This is a genomic window from Streptomyces sp. NPDC026246, from assembly GCF_055567995.1.
This window is the reverse complement of the sequence record NZ_JBVHPJ010000005.1, coordinates 94,643-110,199: the sequence shown is the minus strand read 5'-3', so window position 1 is coordinate 110,199 and position 15,557 is coordinate 94,643. Positions and strand designations below refer to the sequence as shown.

The following is a 15,557-nucleotide window of genomic DNA, read 5'->3' as shown; positions in this document are numbered from 1 at the left end:
CACATGCCACTGACCCCGACCCCGCTCATCTGGATGGACGGCGAGCTGGTCCCCTGGGACGACGCGAAGGTCCATGTGCTGACTCCGAGCCTGCACTACGGATGGGGCGTCTACGAGGGCATCCGCGCCTACGCCACCGACTCCGGCCCTGCCGTGTTCCGGCTGCGTGAGCACATGGCGCGGCTGCGCGACTCCGCCCGGGTCTACATGATGGAACTGCGCTGGACCGACGAGGAGCTGGTCGCCGCGGTGCTCGATCTGGTCAGGAACAGCGGCCACGACTCCTGCTACATCCGGCCCCTGGCCTACCTCGGCTACGGCGAGATGGGCGTCGCACCCCAACTGGACGCGGTGCGCATGTCGATCGCGGTGTGGCCGTGGGGCTCGTACCTGGGGGACAAGGCGGAGGCCGAGGGCTGCCGCCTCATCGTCAGCAACTGGCAGCGCAACTCGCACCAGACCGTACCGCCGCTGGCCAAGGCCACCGGCGCCTACGTCAACAGCGCCCTCGCCAAGGTCGGGGCGAAGCGGGCCGGTTACGACGACGCGCTGATGCTGACGGCGACCGGCCACATCGCGGAGGCCTCCGCCGCCAACCTGTTCCTGGTGCGGGACGGCGCCCTGATCACCCCTCCCGTCAGCGACGGCATCCTGCCCGGCATCACCCGCGACAGCGTCATCACCATGGCCCGCGATCTGGGACTCGACGTGACCGAGCGGAGCATTCCGCGCAGTGAGGTCTACATCGCGGACGAGGCGTTCCTGACCGGCACCGCCGCCGAGGTCGTGCCGGTGGCCTCGGTGGACGAGCGGCCGATGGGCGCCCGGGGCGTCGGGCCGGTCACCAAGCAGCTCCGCGAACTGTTCCGGGACGTCGTCGCCGGCCGGCACGAGCGGTACGCGCGCTGGCTGGAGCGGGTGTGAGCCGCACCGAACCGACGACCGGCACGGCGGACGAGCGAGCCTGCGCCGTACCGGCCCACCACGGCACCGGGGAGGACGCGGTCCGCACGGCGGTCGCGGGTCTGGAGACCACCGTGATCCGGCTCCAGACGGTGCTGACGGCACCGGCGGCCGACGCGGCGGCCCGCGCGGCCGGTGCGCCCGCACCCGCAGGACGGGCCGCCCTGGACGAGGAACTGTGCGATCGGATGGTCGAGTTGGCGGCGGCCCGGGCCTGGGCCGAGCGGGAGGCGGCCTCCGCTCCCGCTGCCGGGCCCGGCGAGGACGCCGCCGCGGCCGTGCTGCGCGGATGCGCGCTGTGGGCCGTCCAGGCCGACACCGTGCGCGCCTCGACCATGACGGGGACCGCCGGGGAGGCCGGCGGGGCAGCGGACGCCGTCGCGGCACACGGCCGCGCGGCGGCCCTCGTCGCCGCCCTGGCCTGCGCCGAGGTGTACGACGCGGTGTGCGCCGCACTGCGTACCGCCCTGGGTGGCCGCCCGGCCGGCCGGGCGGCCACCGCCTGGGAGACGGCCGACGCGGCCCTGGCCGGGCTGGGCACCACCCGCGGGGAGTGGGTGGACGCCGACCCGGCGCACACCGCCGCGGGCGGCTGGGTCCTGGTGGACCGCGTCGGCCGGCTGGCGCTGGCCGCCGCACTGCTGTCGTCCGCCCGCGGTCTGCCGGCCGACCGGGCGGAGCTGTGCGTCAACGCCGCCCGGCGCTACGTCTGGAACCACCTGCGCCAGCCGCCGCCGGAGGCGGCCACCGCCCTCCACCTGCGGCGTACCGCGGAACTCGTGGACTGGATCGCCGGCACCGCAGCGCGGAGCGGCACATGAAGGGGGAGAGGACCCCATGACGGGGGAACCTGACAAGCGCGCGACCGGAAGGGCCGCACGTCTGCTGCTGTCGATCCTGCCGAGGACACCGGCCGGGCGCCGGCTGGCGGCGGGCGCCGCCGTCGACTCGGTGGGCTCGGGCATGTTCCTGGCCGCGTCCACCCTGTACTTCGTCACGGTCGTGGGCCTGCCCGCCGGCCGGGTCGGTCTGGTGCTGTCGGTGGCCGCCGTGGCCGGGCTCCTCAGCCCGATGCCGCTGGGCCGGCTCGCCGACCGGATCGGCCCGACGCGGGTGTACGTGGCGCTGCTGGCCCTGCGCGGACTCGGATACGCCGGTTTCGCCCTGGTGGAGAGCTTCTGGCCGTACGCGGTGCTGACGTGTGTGCTCACCGCGCTGGACCGGGGCTGCTCACCGCTGCAGCAGGTCGTCGTGGGCATCATCGAGGGGAGCGAGAACCAGACCCGGACGATGGCGTCGATCCGCTCCGTGCGCAACATCGGCCTGACGGGTGGCTTCCTGCTCGCGGGCGCCGTCCTCGCGATCGAGGAGCGCGCGGCCTTCGTCGCCCTGTTCCTGGGCAACGCCCTGACCTTCTGGGTGATCGCCGCCGTGGTGGAGCAGCTGCGCCGCCGGGCGGCCGCCTCCGCCCCCGACGGCGTGCCCGCCGTGCCCGCGGAGACGAAGCCGCTCGCGCCGGACAGCCCGGACAGCGACGCCCCGGCCCCCGCAGCGATCCGGACCCCCTTCCGGGACGTGAGGTTCCTGCTCTTCACCCTCTCCAACGGCGTGCTGTCGCTGCACGATTCGGTGCTGTTCGTTCTGCTGCCGCTGTGGCTGACCACCGCCACCGACGCGCCCTCCTCGGCGGTCTCGGTGCTGCTGGCCGTCAACACGGTGCTCACCGTGCTGCTCCAGGTGTACGTGTCCCGCTTCGCGGAGACCACGGCCGGGGCGCTGCGCCTGGTCCCGCTGGCCCTGCTTCCGCTGCTGGTCTCGTGCGTGGCTTTCGCGGGCGCCGAACACGTACCGGTGTGGCCCGCTGCGGCATGTGCCGTCGTCGCCGTGGTGCTGCTGACGGTGGGCGAGAACCTGCACTCCGTCGCCGTGTGGAACCTGTCGTACGAACTGTCACCGGCCCCGGCCCGCGCCCGTTACCTCGGCGCCTTCAGCCTGGGCATGACGGGTCAGCAGATCGTCGGTCCCGCGCTGATGACGGGGGTGCTCCTGCCCCTGGGCACCGCGGGCTGGGCAGTGCTCGCCGTCGTGTACGCCCTGGCGGCCGTGGTCCTGCGGATCACCGGTGCGCCCCGCACCGCCCCGGCGGAGTCCGTGTCCGTCAAGGCCTCCACCCCCGCAACCAGTTCTCCCACCGAGGTGACCCCATGACCGAACACGTGCTCATCGTCGGCGGTGGCCGCGAGATCCCCGGCCTCATCCGGGAGGTGGGCGGCCCCGGCACCGCCACGACGATCCTGTGCCGGATGGACTTCGTCCCCAAGATCCGCACACCCGGACAGCACGACCGGGTGCTGGCGCTGCGCAGCGACGCCCCCGACGAGGAGTGGATCGCCCTGGCAGCAGCCGTGCACGCACGGCACCCCTTCACCCGCGTGGGTACGTTCGGCGAGCGGGACCAGGACCGCGCCGCCGCGGTCGCCGCCGCGCTGGGCCTGCCCTGCCACTCGCCCCGCACCATCGCCTGGGTGCACGACAAGGACGCCATGCGGCGACGCCTGGCGGAACGGGGCGTGGACGACACCCCGGGCGGACGGGTCGCCGACGTCGCCGAGTTGCGGGCGTTCCTGACCGAGCACGGCACGCCCTGCGTGGTCAAGCCGGTCCGGGGGGCCGGCAGTTTCGGCGTCTCCGTCGTACGGTCCGTCGAGGAAGCGGAGGAGGCCTTCGCGCGCGCCGCCCGCGACTTCGGCCTCATCCCGGACGCGGGCGTGCTCGTCGAGCGCTTCCACGAGGGCCCTCAGTTCAGCGTGGAGGCCTTCTCCGAGGACGGCGAGCACGAGATCCTCGCCGTGACGCGCAAGTTCTCCGACCCCGTCGGCTTCGTCGAACTCGGTCACGTCGTGCCCGCCGGGCTCTCCGCCGAACAGACCGACGCGGTGCACACCTACGTGCGGCGGCTGCTGGACGCCCTGGACATCGCCCACGGCGTCACCCACACCGAGGTGGTGCTGACGGAGGCGGGGCCGCGGGTCATCGAGACACATGTCCGGCTCGCGGGCGACGAGATCCCGTATCTGGTGCAGGACGTCACCGGCGTGGACCTGGTGGACTGCGTCGTGCGGCAGACACTGGGGCAGCCCGTGCTCCCCGGCATCCGCAAGACCCTGGCGGACCCGTCGGTGGACGGCAGCCCGGAGGCGATCTGGTTCGCGGTGCCCCGGGCCCGCGGCACGCTCACCCGCATCGACGGCCTGGAGGAGGTCGCCGACCGGCCGGGCGTGGTGGCCGCCGAGGCCCTGCTGAACGCCGGCGACACGCTGGGGGACCTGGACAGCTCCGAGTCGCGCGCGGCCTTCGTCCGGGCACGCGGAGCGGACACCGACGAGGCCGTGACCCGTGCCCGGCAGGCCGCTGCGGCGCTCAGGTTCGAGGTCACGGTGCCCGGCGACGACCCGGCCCGCGACGCGCAGGACTGGGTCTGAGATGGCGGAACCCGCGTCGGGACCCGGGGCGCAGGACCTCGGCATCAGAGCGGCGCCGGACCTGGCCGCGCGGGCGAGGGCCGTACTGCCGGCCGCGGCGTACGACTTCTACGCCGCGGGATCCGACGAGGAGATCAGCGCCCACGAGGCGGAAGCCGCCTGGCGCGGCCGGCGGCTCCTGCCCCGGGTGCTGCGCGACGTCTCGTCCGTCGACACGAGCGTCGAACTGCTGGGCACCCGGCTGACGGCCCCCGTGCTCGCGGGGCCCACCGCCTTCCACCGCATGGCGCACGACGAGGGTGAGACGGCCACGGCGGCCGGCGTCGCCGCAGCCGGTTCACTGCTCGTGCTCTCCTCCCGGGCGACCCGCCACCCAGAGGAGGTCGCCGCGGCCGCCGGCCCCTGGTGGTTCCAGGTGTACTGGCTGCGGGACGCCGAGGTCACCCGCGGCCAGGTCGACCGGGCCGTCGCGGCCGGGGCCCGTGCGCTGGTCCTGACGGTGGACGCCCCCTACGTACCGCCCAGGGCGACGTCGGGGCTTCCGCTGCCGCTTCCCGAGGACGACCCCCTGTGCCGCTCGGTGGGGGTGGGGACCCGGCTGCCCGGCTGGGAGCAGGACCCGTCGCTCGGACTGGACGCCATCGAACGGCTGCACCGGATGTCCGGACTGCCCGTGCTGGTCAAGGGCGTGCTGCGGGCCGACGACGCGAAGGCGTGCGTCGCCGCGGGAGCGGCGGGGGTGATCGTCTCCAACCACGGCGGCCGGCAGCTGGACCGTGCGGCGAGCACCGCCGACGCACTGCCCGCCGTCGCGGCGGCCGTGGGCGCGGAGGTACCGGTGCTGGTCGACGGCGGCGTGCGCACGGGCACCGACGTCCTCATGGCCCTGGCCCTGGGAGCACGCGCCGTACTCCTGGGACGCCCGGTGGTGTGGGCCCTGGCGCTCGGCGGGGCGGCCGGGGTGACGGCGCTGCTGGACTCGTACCGTACGCAGTTGTCGACGGCCATGGCTCTCGCGGGCTGCGCGCGCCCGGCGGACATCGACGCGGACCTGCTGCACGGCGGATCCTGACGCGTCGAGGCGGCGGCTGCCGTACGGTCCGGCCCGTCGGCCGGGACGGCACCGACCCGTCGGCCGGGACGGCACCGCCCCGTTCCTCAGGGGACTTTGGCGGCTCTCTTAAGGCTTCTTGAAGATGACCTTCGAACTGCGGTTCCCGCCCCGGCCGGGTCCTAGGCTCTCGAACACCCCCCACAGGTCCGGTGGCCGCGATCGCGGCCACCGGGCTCGGGGGGCGAGTCAGCCGACCGACAGACCGAGGTGTCCTGCATGGGTTCCCGTCGAGCCGCCCGCCCGTCCCGCTTCCACGCCCGTCCCCGCAGTGGGCTGAAGGCACGCGGTCCCGCGCTGGCCATCGGAGCCGTCGCCGCGATCGCGGGCGTGGGGATCACGGTGGCCGTCGCGGGCGGCCAGGACGGCGGCGGATCGGACCGGGTGGTCGCCGACGGCACCGGAACGAGGCCGGGCGCCGCGAAGACGACCGTCAGCGCGACGCCCCTCGCCTCGGCCTCGGCGAGCCCTAGCGCCAAGGCGAGCAGCTCACCGAGCGCGAAGCCGAAGGAGAAGCGCAAGAAGCCGGCGAGCCCCACCCCTCCCCGGCGGAAGGCCACCGAGGCCGCGCCCGGGGCACCCGCGGGCACGGCGGCCAGGAGCAGCCGCGGCGGGACGGCGAGCGGTGCCGGCCGCACGAGCTCCGGCGGCACCGGAGCGGGCTCCGGGTCTGCTTCCGGGTCCGCTTCGGGCGGGCCCGAGGCCCAGGTGCTGGCGCTGGTCAACAAGGAGAGGGCCACGGCGGGTTGCTCACCCGTCACGGCGAACGACCGGCTCACCCGGGCCGCCGACGACTACAGCGACGTCATGGCGAGCAGCGGCGTGATGTCCCACACCGGGCCCGACGGCTCGACGATGACGACCCGGGTCGAGGCCGCGGGATACCAGTGGTCGACCCTGGGCGAGAACATAGCCCGCGGCCAGGCGGACGCCGCGTCGGTGATGAAGTCCTGGATGAACAGCCCCGGTCACCGCGCGAACATACTCAACTGCTCCTTCAAGGAGCTGGGCGTGGGCGTCCACTTCGGCGACGGCGGCCCCTGGTGGACGCAGAACTTCGGCGCCGGTCGCTGACCCCGCCTCACCGCTGTCCGCCCCCGGCGCCGCCCGCGTCGGCCAGGACGAACGACACCCGCACCCGCGCGCCGCCCAGCGGCGCGCGGGTGATCGTCATCTCACCGTCCGCCGCGCCGGCCGCCCGGGCCACGATGTCCAGACCCAGCCCCGTCGACCCGCCGACACTCACGCCCCGCGTGAGCGCCGCGTCCGGGTCCGCCACGCCCGGCCCCGCGTCGTCGACCGTGAGGATCGCATGCCGGTCGACCCGCTCCACGCGTACCGCGAAGGCGGTGCCCTCCGGGGTGTGCCGGAAGACGTTGCCGATCAGGGCGTCGACGACGGCCGCGAGGTCGTCCTCGGGGTAGGCGACGGGCGCCGGGCGCGGGGTGAGGGAACGCTCGTACGGGCGTCCCTGCTGGGCGGCGAGGACCGACCAGAAGTCCAGGCGCATGGCGACCACCTCGGCCACGTCGCACGGTTTCGCCGCGCTTGTCGCCGCACGGGCCGGCTGCGCCGACGCCAGCGGTGTACGGGCCGCGGCGATGATGGCGTCCAGTTCGCTCTCCAGCTGGCCCGCCGCCTCGGCGACCCGCCGCGCGCTGGGCGTCGAGCCCATCCGGTCCGCCTCCAGGTAGAGGGCGGTCAACGGGGTGCGCAGCCGGTGCGAGAGGTCGGCGACCAGTTCGCGCTCCACGGCGAGCAGGTCGAGGAACCGGTCGGCCATCGTGTTGAACGCGGCACCGGCCTCCTGCAGTTCGGGCGGCCCGTCGGGCTCGACACGCACGTCCAGGTCGCCGGAGCCCAGGGCCAGTGAGGCGCGCTTGAGACCGCGTGAGGAACGGACGACGCGAGCGCCGAGCCGGTCCGCGACGAGTACCGAGCCGCCGACCAGACCCAGCGCGAGAAGCGCCATCACGCCCCACGACGCCGCCACACCCCGGGTGAGGTCCGCGGCGGGCACGAAGGCTTCCACGATCGCGACCCGGTCGCCCTGCAGAACGACCGGCTGGAGGTAGACCCACCCCCCGGACGTGTCCACGGCCAGCGTCTCGCGTCCCCGCACCGCCCGGTCCAGCGTCGCCCGGGGCGCGTGCGGGGTGCCGACGAACCCGCCGTCGGGCAGCCGGACGACGAGCTGGTCCGACGAGCCGAGCTCGGCGACGGCCTGCTGCACGTCCGCGCGCCGGGTGGTGAGGGCCAGCACCGGGGACAGCGCGGAAGCCCGCTGCTCGGCGGCCGTGGTGGCCCGGTCCCGGGCCTGTTCGCGCACGAGGAGAGCGAGGGGGATCAGGAAGGAGAGGGCCACCATCGAGGTGACGGCGAGGGCGATCCCGGCGAGGGCACGTCTCATGGCGAGCTGACCAGCTTGATGCCCAGACCGCGAACGGTGCGCAGATAGCGGGGCTTTCGTGCCTCCTCGCCCATCTTGCGGCGGAGCGCGGAGAGGTGGACGTCGACCGTCTGGTCCTCGACGTACGGCTGCTGCCACACCTCGGCGAGTATGCGCTGCCGCGAGACGACCTGGTCGGCGTGGGCGGCGAGATAGGCGAGCAGGTCGAACTCGCGCCGGGTGAGGGGAAGTTCCCGGCCGGCCAGGTGCGCGGTGCGCGCGGTCGGGTCGATGCGCAGGTCGGCGACCTGGAGGACGGGCCGCCTGGCCGCCTGTACGTCCGCGGGCACGGTCCGCCGCAGTACGGCGGCGAGCCGGGCGGCGAGCTGACCGCCGGAGAACGGCTTGACCAGGTAGTCGTCCGCGCCTGCGTTGAGCAGCCGGATGATCTCTCCTTCGTCGTCGCGGGCGGTGGCGACCAGGACGGGCACGCGGGAGATGCCCCGGATCATGCGCAGCACGTCGAGACCGTCGAGGTCGGGCAGACCCAGGTCCAGGACGACGATGTCCGGTGGGCTCTGGGTGATCTCGCGCAGCGCCTCGAAACCCTGGTGGGTGGTCCGGACCGCGTAGCCGTGACCGGTCAGGACCTCGATCAACGCGGCCCGGATGACGGGGTCGTCCTCGACGACAAGTACGGAGGCCATGAGCAGGCACGTTAGCCGGTCCGTCACTATGGTGTCGTGTCCCGCCTCCTGCGCTACCTGATCATCTGGCTGGTCTGCACGGCAGCCAGTGTCACGGCTGTCATCGTCACGATCCACTTCGTCGTGGGGTCGACGCGGCCGACCGCGCCGGTCGCGCAGTCGGCGCCGAGCGAGCCGGTGAGGTCCCCGCGGCCCGGCCCCACCACTGCGAAGCCCTCCCCGAGTCCCTCGGCGAGCAGCCGCACACCCAGCCCGCCCTCCCGGAGCAGCGAGGCGGCGACCGCCCCCACCCCGACGCCCAGGCCGACGGCGGCACCCACGGCCCGCCCCACTGCCTCCGAGGGGCCGGCCGGCGGGGGCGGCGACGGGTGTGAGGACGGCGGCGCCGGCGTCTACACGGTGCCGTCCGAAGGCGGCAAGGCCACCGTGCGGTTCGGCGAGGACGCGGTGTGCCTGATCTCGGCGGTGCCGAACCGGGGCTTCACGGTGAGCACGAGCCGGACCGAGGCGCAGACGCTGACGGTGACGTTCTCGGCGAACCGCCACCGCTCGGAGATCACCGCCACGGTTGTGCCGCAGAGCGGGGCGAAGGTGCGTGAGGTGTCGTGGTGATCGTGTGCCCCGCGCTTCTCACCGCGGTCGCGAGAGACGACAAGGGAGAGAGGGCCGGGGGTCGTGGGTCGGGGTCACGGACTGGGTGCGCTCAGGTACCGCTGGATCGTCGGTGCCAGCCATGCCACGACCTCCGCCCGCGCCAGCCCCACCGCGGGCGGCATCCGCAGCACGTATCGCGTGAGCGCCAGCCCCAGTAGCTGCGACGCCATCAGCGCCGCCCGCGCCGGTACCTGTTCGGGGTCGGGGCACACCTGCCGGGCGACCGGCAGCAGTTGGTCCCGCAGGATCGTCTGCATGCGCTCGGCCCCGGCCTGATTGGTCACGCCGACCCGCAGCAGGGCGGTGAGGACCTCGTTGGTCTCCCACATGTCGAGGAAGTGCTCCACGAGGATGCGCCCGGCCTCCTGCCGGCGGTCCGCCCCGCTCACGTCCGGCAGTCGCAGGTCGATGGCGACGGCCGCGGCGAACAGGCCCTCCTTGTTGCCGTAGTACCGCATCACCATCGACGGATCGATGGCGGCGTCCTTGGCGATGGCGCGGATGGTGGCTCGCTCGTAACCGTCGGTCGCGAAGCGCTCGCGGGCGGCCGCGAGGATCGCGCCGCGCGTGGCGTCGGAGCGGCGGGGGGCGTCGGAGCCGGGGGCCGGGATGCTGTCGCTGCCGTTCATGCCAACAAGCGTAGGCCAACGCCTGTAGGTCAACCAGCATTCGCCAACAATTGTTGGCCAACACGTGTTGACATCGGCTTCGCGGGCTCGCTACCGTCGTCAACAAGCGTTGGCCAACATTCGTTGGCAAGCCGTCGATGACGCGTAGGCGTCGGCACCAGGAGGCCACCATGGACGCAACCGGCACCGGCACGGGCACGGGAACCGGCACGGGCGGCCGCAACAGCAAGGGCGCCGCCACCCACCACACCGTGATCGTCGTCGGCTCCGGCCCCACCGGTCTGCTCCTGGCCGGTGACCTCGCCACCGCCGGTGTCACCGTCACCCTCGTCGAGAAGCGGCCGCACGGGATCAGCAACCTCTCCCGCGCCTTCGGGGTGCACGCCCGCACCCTGGAGCAGCTCGACGCCCGCGGGCTCGCCGACGACCTGGTCGCCACCGGCGACACCCTCACCGGCCTCCGGCTCTTCCGTCGGCTCTCCCTGGACCTGAGCACGCTGCCGTCCCGCTTCCCGTTCCTGCTCGTCACCCCGCAGTACGAGGTCGAGCGGCTCCTGGAGCGGCGGGCCAGGGAGGCCGGCGTCGAGTTCGCGTACGAGAGCGAGGTCGTCGGACTGCGGCAGGACGACGAGGGTGTCGACCTCGACGTGCGCGGCCCCGACGGGACGGTCGTCACCCGCCGAGCGGCCTACGTCGTCGGCGCCGACGGTCACCGCAGCTCCGTGCGGGAGGCGATCGGTCTCGCCTTCCCCGGCGTGTCCGTCATCAAGTCGCTGATCCTGGCCGACGTGCGGCTGACCGAGAAGCCCGAGAGCGTCCTCACCGTGAACGGCCGTGGCGACACCTTCGCGATGATCGCCTCCTTCGGCGACGGCTGGTACCGGGTCATGGGCTGGAACCGGCGTAACGAGGTCTCCGACGACGCGCCGCTCGACCTCGACGAGGTCAAGGCGATCACGCGCCGCGCCATGGGCACCGACTACGGCATGCACGACGCCCGCTGGCTCTCCCGTTTCCACAGCGACGAGCGCCAGGCACCGCACTACCGGGTGGGGCGGGTCTTCCTCGCCGGGGACGCCGCACACATCCACTCCCCGGCCGGCGGGCAGGGCATGAACACCGGGCTCCAGGACGCCGCCAACCTGAGCTGGAAGCTCGCCGCGACCCTCCAGGGCCGGGCGCCCGACGGGCTCCTCGACACCTACGAGGCCGAGCGCCACCCGATCGGCCGGGCGGTGCTGCGCAGCAGTGGCGGACTGGTCCGGCTGGCCCGCGCGCGCAACCCGCTGCTGCGCGCCGTACGCGCCCTGGTCTCCGCGTGCGTCGACATGGCCCCGCCCGTCCGGCGCAGGGCCCTGGGGCAGATCACCGGTGTCGGCTACGCCTACCCCGCCCCCCGTGGCGCCCACCGCCTCACCGGCACCCGGGCCCCCGACGTCGCCCTGAAGGACGGCCGGCTCTACGAGGCGCTGCGCGGCGGACGGTTCGTGCTCATCACGCCCGGGACGTACGAGGGTCCCGGCGTGCGCGAGGGATGGCTGACCGTGGCGCACTGGGCGAGTGACCGGCGGACGACCGTCCTGGTGCGGCCCGACGGATACGTCTCCTGGGCGGCGGAGTCCGCGGACGCCGCCGACATCGACAGGGCGTTGGCCTGGTGACCGCGACCGTGACCGCGACCGCGACCGCGACGGCGACCGCGATCGGGCAGTGGCGCGCGAGCCCCGGGCCGCGGACGACGCCTCAAGCTCACTGCTCCAGGAACTCGGTCAGCGCCGCCAGCAACCGGTCGACGTCCTGCGGGCTGTTGTAGGGGGCGAGTCCGATGCGCAGACCGCCGGTGTCGCCCAGGCCGAGGTGCCGGGAGGTCTCGATGGCGTAGAAGTGGCTGGAGGGGGCGTGGATGTCGCGCGCCGCGAGGAAGCGGTACGCGTCGGCGGTGTCGTGCTGCTCGAAGGTCATCAGGAGGGTGGGGGTGCGGTCGGCGGCCCGGGAATGGAGGGTGGCGCCGGGGAGCGCGGCGAGTTGCTTCTCGAGCTGGGTGCGCAGGGTGCCCTCGTGTCCCTCCAGTGCCGCGAAGGAGGCCGTCAGGCGTTCGCGCCGGGTGCCCGTGGCGTTCGGGTCGAGTCCGGCCAGGAAGTCGACGGCGGCACGGGTGCCGGCGAGCAACTCATAGGGCAGAGTGCCCAGTTCGAAACGTTCGGGAACCGCGTCGCTGGAGGGCAGCAGCTTGTCGGGGCGCAGGGTCTCCAGCAGCGCGGGCCGGGCGGCCAGGACGCCGTGGTGGGGGCCGAGGAACTTGTACGGGGAGCACACGAAGAAGTCCGCGCCCAGCGCCGGCAGGTCGACCAGTGTGTGCGCGGTGTAGTGGACGCCGTCGACATGGGTGAGCACCCCGGCCTCGCGGGCCAGGCGGCAGATCTCGGCGACCGGAGGGCGGGTGCCGATCAGGTTGGAGGCGGCGGTCACGGCGACGAGCCGGGTGCGCTCGGACAGGACGGCGCGGATGTCGTCGGCCGTCAACTCCCCGGTGGCGGGGTCGAACCCGGCCCAGCGCACGGTGGCGCCGGCCCGCTGAGCGGCCTGCACCCAGGGGCGGATGTTGGCGTCGTGGTCGAGCCGGGTGACGACGACCTCGTCGCCGGGCACCCACGAGGCGGCGAGGGTGCGGGCGAGATCGTAGGTGAGCTGGGTGGCGCTGCGCCCGAAGACGACCCCCGCCGGGTCCGCGCCCAGCAGGTCCGCCACGGCCCGGCGTGCTCCGGTGACGACGGCCTCGGCGTTGCGCTCGCCCAGCGAGTACTGCCCGCGGTTGGACAGGGGCCGCGCCAGCGCGTCGGCGACGGCGTCGATGACGGGCTGCGGCGTCTGCGTGCCCCCGGGCCCGTCGAAGTGGACGGTCCCGGCGGCCAGTGCGGGAAAGCGGGAGCGCAGCGCGGCGATGTCGTACGTCAATGTCGTAGCTCCTGTCGAGGTCCGGCCCAGGAGAACGAGTCAACATCATCGGCTGGACGGAGGCGAGATCGCGTCCCCGGCGGTCCCGCCGACGGGCGCCGATACGCGCTCGGTGATTCCCTACATCCTCATCCGCCCTACGTGAGTCCAACTGGCACGGAGTTCACCGACACACGACGGATGGGAGTGCGGCATGCAGGTAGGGAAGCGAGCAGCGATCACCGGAGCGCTCGCTGCGACACTGCTGACGGCTACGCCGGCGGCAGCAGCCGACGGCCGGGACACGTGGCTCAGAGTCACCTTGGAGAAGGGGCACGCCGTCGCGTGTCAGGCGGAGCGGGACGGCATGGAGGTGTCGCTCGACCTGTACGAGAACTCCGCCTTCGGCACCCACGTCAGTCTGTCCGTGGAAGCCGACGGAGAGCGGTACGGGGGCGGCGGGCCCGTCGAGCGCGGCCTGTTCGACCGGGGCGTCATCTCCGGCCGAGTGGAGTACAGCCGGGTCGAAGAGGCGGCAGCGGACCGGCAGTTCGCCCGTGTGGAGGGCTCGTACGAGGCGTCGGGGCCGCGCGTGCGGGTGCGGGAAGTGCACCCGGAACCCTGGGGCAAGGTGGTGGCCAACGGATGGCGGACCCCGCTCGCCGCCGAGGTGACGGTGCACGTGCTGGGCCGGCAGGTGCCGCTCACCTGCGGTGAAGCGTTCGCCTTCGACCTGCGGGCCACGCGTGTCGGGGATCCGGGCAGCACCCGGCGGACGCGCTAGGAGAAGCCGTTCAGGCGGGTGTGCGGGGCCGCATCGTCCATGCGGCCCCGCACACCGCGGTGGTCAGGCGGTCAGCGCCTGCTCGATGGTCGGATGGCACGCGATCAGCGTGTCGACGCCGGTCATCTGCAGCACGCGCAGGACGGGCCGCTGTGCGCCGGCGATGCGTACCCACCCCTGTGCGGCCTCGGTCTGCAGATGGGCGGCGAGGAAGACGTTGACGCCGCTGGAGTCCATGAACGTGACGCCGCTGAGATCGGCGACGATCCGCGCCGACGCCATACCGGCTTCGCCCAGCAGGCCCTCGCGGAGCACGTCCTGGACATCGCGGTCGATCTCGCCCCGCAAGGTCACGACACGTACTCCGTCGATCTCGTGGTGCTCGGCGGAGAGGTGGTGCGGGCGGTCCGGACGCTGAGTGTGGGACACGGTCTCCTCGACTGCGGATCTGGGCCCGCCCTGCCGGGCGGAGCGCGTGACACGATCGTGCCCCACCGTACGCCCGGACACGGGCAGCCGACACAGCCCGGCCGGCCGGCTGCCCGGACACGGGCAGCCGACCCAGCCCAACCCGCCGGGCGGCAACGAGGATCCGGGCAGGCACACGCGCGGGACGCGACGAAGGCCCGGCCTTGGGGACGTGGTGCGCGCGGCGCGCCGGCGGGCGTCCCTGGCGTGGCGTCCGAACTCGTCGCCGTGCTCGAACCCGCCGGCCCCAGCCGTGCGCGCTGCCGGTGGGGGCGTTCGCGCCACTCACTCTCCCGCGCCGAGTCGCCGCAGGAAGCGGGCCTGACGGTCGAGGAACCCCGCCGCGTACAACTTTCGCGGTGCGAACACGGCGGTCGCGGTCAGCCGCAGCGACGAGCCTTCGGTGTCGTGGTCGACCAGCGAGTGCGTGGCGTCGGGGTAGTGCTGGACGCGCAGCGTGGAGGCGGGAAGGATCTCGCGGTAGACGGCCTCGGTCTCCGCGACGTCCACGTTCACGTCGTGGCCGGCCAGTGCGAGCAGGACGGGAGTTCCCCTCATGGCACGCAGGTCGGCGACCGCGTCGGAGGTGTGATTCGCCGCGATGAAGCGCCATCGGCCGGGTGAGATGTCGGCGGAGCCGCCGACTTCCGCACGGTACTCCTCGTAGGTCGCGCCCCGGCGCAGCAGCCGCAGAGTCGTCTCGCGGCGGCGCATCGCCTGCTCGACTTGTCGCTGGTCGGCACCGTCCCGGCGGAGCTCGGCGAGCAGGTTGTAGCGGCCCTGCCGGATCCAGTTGACGGCAGGGGAGACGGCGATGACGAAGCGTATGCCCCGGTCCCGAGCGGCGGCCTTCGGCAGCACCCAACCGGCCTGGCTCGCTCCCCACAGTCCGATGCGACGCCCGTCGATGTCGGGACGCTTGCGGGCCCAGGCGACCGCCGCGAGGGCTTCTTCGGCGCGGTCGTCCATGCTCTGTTCCAGCCAGTCGCCCTCCGACCCCGCCACGCCGGGTTTGCTGAACGACAGCGAGGCGTACCCCGCCCGCGCGAACGACTCCCACAAGGGCCGGTAGAAGGTGTCGTGCGTCGCGTCCACGGGCCCGTCGCCGTGCACGAAGACCACCAGTCCGAACGGTCCGTCGCCTGCGGGCGGGCGGGCCAGCACCCCCTCCAGGCGATGACCGTGGTGCCGCAGCGCCACGCCTTCCTCGCGGAGGGCGTAAGTGTTCTGCCACACCACGATCCCGCCGAGACCGCCTGCCACCAACACGGCCCCCACCAGCACCCACAACAGGCCCCGCCGCCCGCGCCCCGCGCGGACCCCCTCCCGTCGCCTCAGCACCCGGCCCTCCGATCTATCGTTCAGAAAACGCTCGTATGGATAATGAACGTACTACACTCGATAGAGTCAGGCGCCGAGGACGAGAGAGGGGAGCA

16 protein-coding genes are annotated in these 15,557 nt (G+C 73.6%); 9 read left to right on the top strand and 7 right to left on the bottom strand.

Translation table 11 applies throughout. The annotated features are described in order from the left end of the window. Positions 1 to 3: 3 nt before the first annotated feature. The 6 genes from ACZ4M5_RS15140 (at position 4) to ACZ4M5_RS15115 (ending at position 6,630) form a co-directional block, all read left to right on the top strand. Positions 4 to 924: a branched-chain amino acid transaminase gene (locus ACZ4M5_RS15140; protein WP_398111647.1), complete on the top strand. Its 921-nt coding sequence runs from the start codon at positions 4 to 6 to the stop codon at positions 922 to 924. Continuing rightward, a complete protein-coding gene (locus ACZ4M5_RS15135) occupies positions 921 to 1,784 on the top strand; it encodes a hypothetical protein (protein ID WP_467736781.1) in 864 nt (287 codons plus the stop codon). The genes ACZ4M5_RS15140 and ACZ4M5_RS15135 overlap by 4 nt, the downstream gene beginning before the upstream one ends. Before the next feature lie 16 nt (positions 1,785 to 1,800). Next, on the top strand, positions 1,801 to 3,171 hold the full coding sequence (locus tag ACZ4M5_RS15130) for an MFS transporter (protein ID WP_467736779.1): 1,371 nt from the start codon (positions 1,801 to 1,803) through the stop codon (positions 3,169 to 3,171). Beyond that, entirely contained in the window at positions 3,168 to 4,445 is a 1,278-nt protein-coding gene (locus tag ACZ4M5_RS15125) for an ATP-grasp domain-containing protein (protein WP_467736777.1), read from the top strand. Before ACZ4M5_RS15130 ends, ACZ4M5_RS15125 begins: the two co-directional genes overlap by 4 nt. 1 nt (position 4,446) lies before the next feature. Next, complete coding sequence (locus ACZ4M5_RS15120; protein WP_467736775.1) at positions 4,447 to 5,517, top strand: alpha-hydroxy acid oxidase; 1,071 nt, start codon at positions 4,447 to 4,449, stop codon at positions 5,515 to 5,517. A 258-nt stretch (positions 5,518 to 5,775) separates the two neighbouring features. Continuing rightward, entirely contained in the window at positions 5,776 to 6,630 is an 855-nt protein-coding gene (locus tag ACZ4M5_RS15115) for a CAP domain-containing protein (protein ID WP_467736773.1), read from the top strand. Positions 6,631 to 6,637: 7 nt separating this feature from the next. On the opposite strand, the gene ACZ4M5_RS15110 is transcribed toward ACZ4M5_RS15115, so the two are convergent. From ACZ4M5_RS15110 to ACZ4M5_RS15100, 3 genes are read right to left on the bottom strand one after another with little or no spacing between them, the layout of a single operon-like run. Then, positions 6,638 to 7,966, bottom strand: coding sequence for a sensor histidine kinase (locus ACZ4M5_RS15110; protein WP_467736771.1), 1,329 nt, complete (start codon positions 7,964 to 7,966; stop codon positions 6,638 to 6,640). Further along, positions 7,963 to 8,652: a response regulator transcription factor gene (locus ACZ4M5_RS15105; RefSeq protein WP_467736768.1), complete on the bottom strand. Its 690-nt coding sequence runs from the start codon at positions 8,650 to 8,652 to the stop codon at positions 7,963 to 7,965. Before ACZ4M5_RS15105 ends, ACZ4M5_RS15110 begins: the two co-directional genes overlap by 4 nt. Before the next feature lie 53 nt (positions 8,653 to 8,705). Then, complete coding sequence (locus ACZ4M5_RS15100) at positions 8,706 to 8,972, bottom strand: hypothetical protein (RefSeq protein ID WP_467736766.1); 267 nt, start codon at positions 8,970 to 8,972, stop codon at positions 8,706 to 8,708. 79 nt (positions 8,973 to 9,051) lie between these two features. Here ACZ4M5_RS15100 and ACZ4M5_RS15095 point away from each other — a divergent pair, with 79 nt between their 5' ends. Next, the gene (locus ACZ4M5_RS15095; protein WP_467736764.1) at positions 9,052 to 9,264 is read left to right on the top strand and encodes a hypothetical protein; all 213 of its coding nucleotides are present in this window, start codon (positions 9,052 to 9,054) and stop codon (positions 9,262 to 9,264) included. A gap of 74 nt (positions 9,265 to 9,338) precedes the next feature. Here the strand turns inward: ACZ4M5_RS15095 and ACZ4M5_RS15090 are convergent, their stop codons facing one another. Further along, positions 9,339 to 9,935 carry a TetR/AcrR family transcriptional regulator gene (locus tag ACZ4M5_RS15090; protein ID WP_467736762.1) on the bottom strand — a complete coding sequence of 199 codons (597 nt, stop codon included), beginning with the start codon at positions 9,933 to 9,935 and terminating at the stop codon, positions 9,339 to 9,341. 170 nt (positions 9,936 to 10,105) lie between these two features. On the opposite strand from ACZ4M5_RS15090, the gene ACZ4M5_RS15085 reads away from it, so the two are divergent. Then, entirely contained in the window at positions 10,106 to 11,596 is a 1,491-nt protein-coding gene (locus ACZ4M5_RS15085) for an FAD-dependent monooxygenase (protein WP_467736760.1), read from the top strand. Between the two features lie 88 nt (positions 11,597 to 11,684). Here the strand turns inward: ACZ4M5_RS15085 and ACZ4M5_RS15080 are convergent, their stop codons facing one another. Beyond that, complete coding sequence (locus tag ACZ4M5_RS15080; RefSeq protein WP_467736758.1) at positions 11,685 to 12,890, bottom strand: cysteine desulfurase-like protein; 1,206 nt, start codon at positions 12,888 to 12,890, stop codon at positions 11,685 to 11,687. Positions 12,891 to 13,083: 193 nt separating this feature from the next. Between ACZ4M5_RS15080 and ACZ4M5_RS15075 the strand changes: the two genes are divergently transcribed. Continuing rightward, positions 13,084 to 13,653, top strand: coding sequence for a hypothetical protein (locus ACZ4M5_RS15075; protein ID WP_467736757.1), 570 nt, complete (start codon positions 13,084 to 13,086; stop codon positions 13,651 to 13,653). A 63-nt stretch (positions 13,654 to 13,716) separates the two neighbouring features. Here ACZ4M5_RS15075 and ACZ4M5_RS15070 read toward each other — a convergent pair whose 3' ends face one another. Both ACZ4M5_RS15070 and ACZ4M5_RS15065 read right to left on the bottom strand, forming a co-directional pair. Next, positions 13,717 to 14,082, bottom strand: coding sequence for an STAS domain-containing protein (locus ACZ4M5_RS15070; protein WP_467736755.1), 366 nt, complete (start codon positions 14,080 to 14,082; stop codon positions 13,717 to 13,719). Between the two features lie 324 nt (positions 14,083 to 14,406). Then, positions 14,407 to 15,390 (bottom strand): alpha/beta hydrolase family protein, encoded by a 984-nt coding sequence (locus ACZ4M5_RS15065; protein ID WP_467736753.1) that lies wholly within the window; start codon positions 15,388 to 15,390, stop codon positions 14,407 to 14,409. Positions 15,391 to 15,557: the final 167 nt, after the last annotated feature.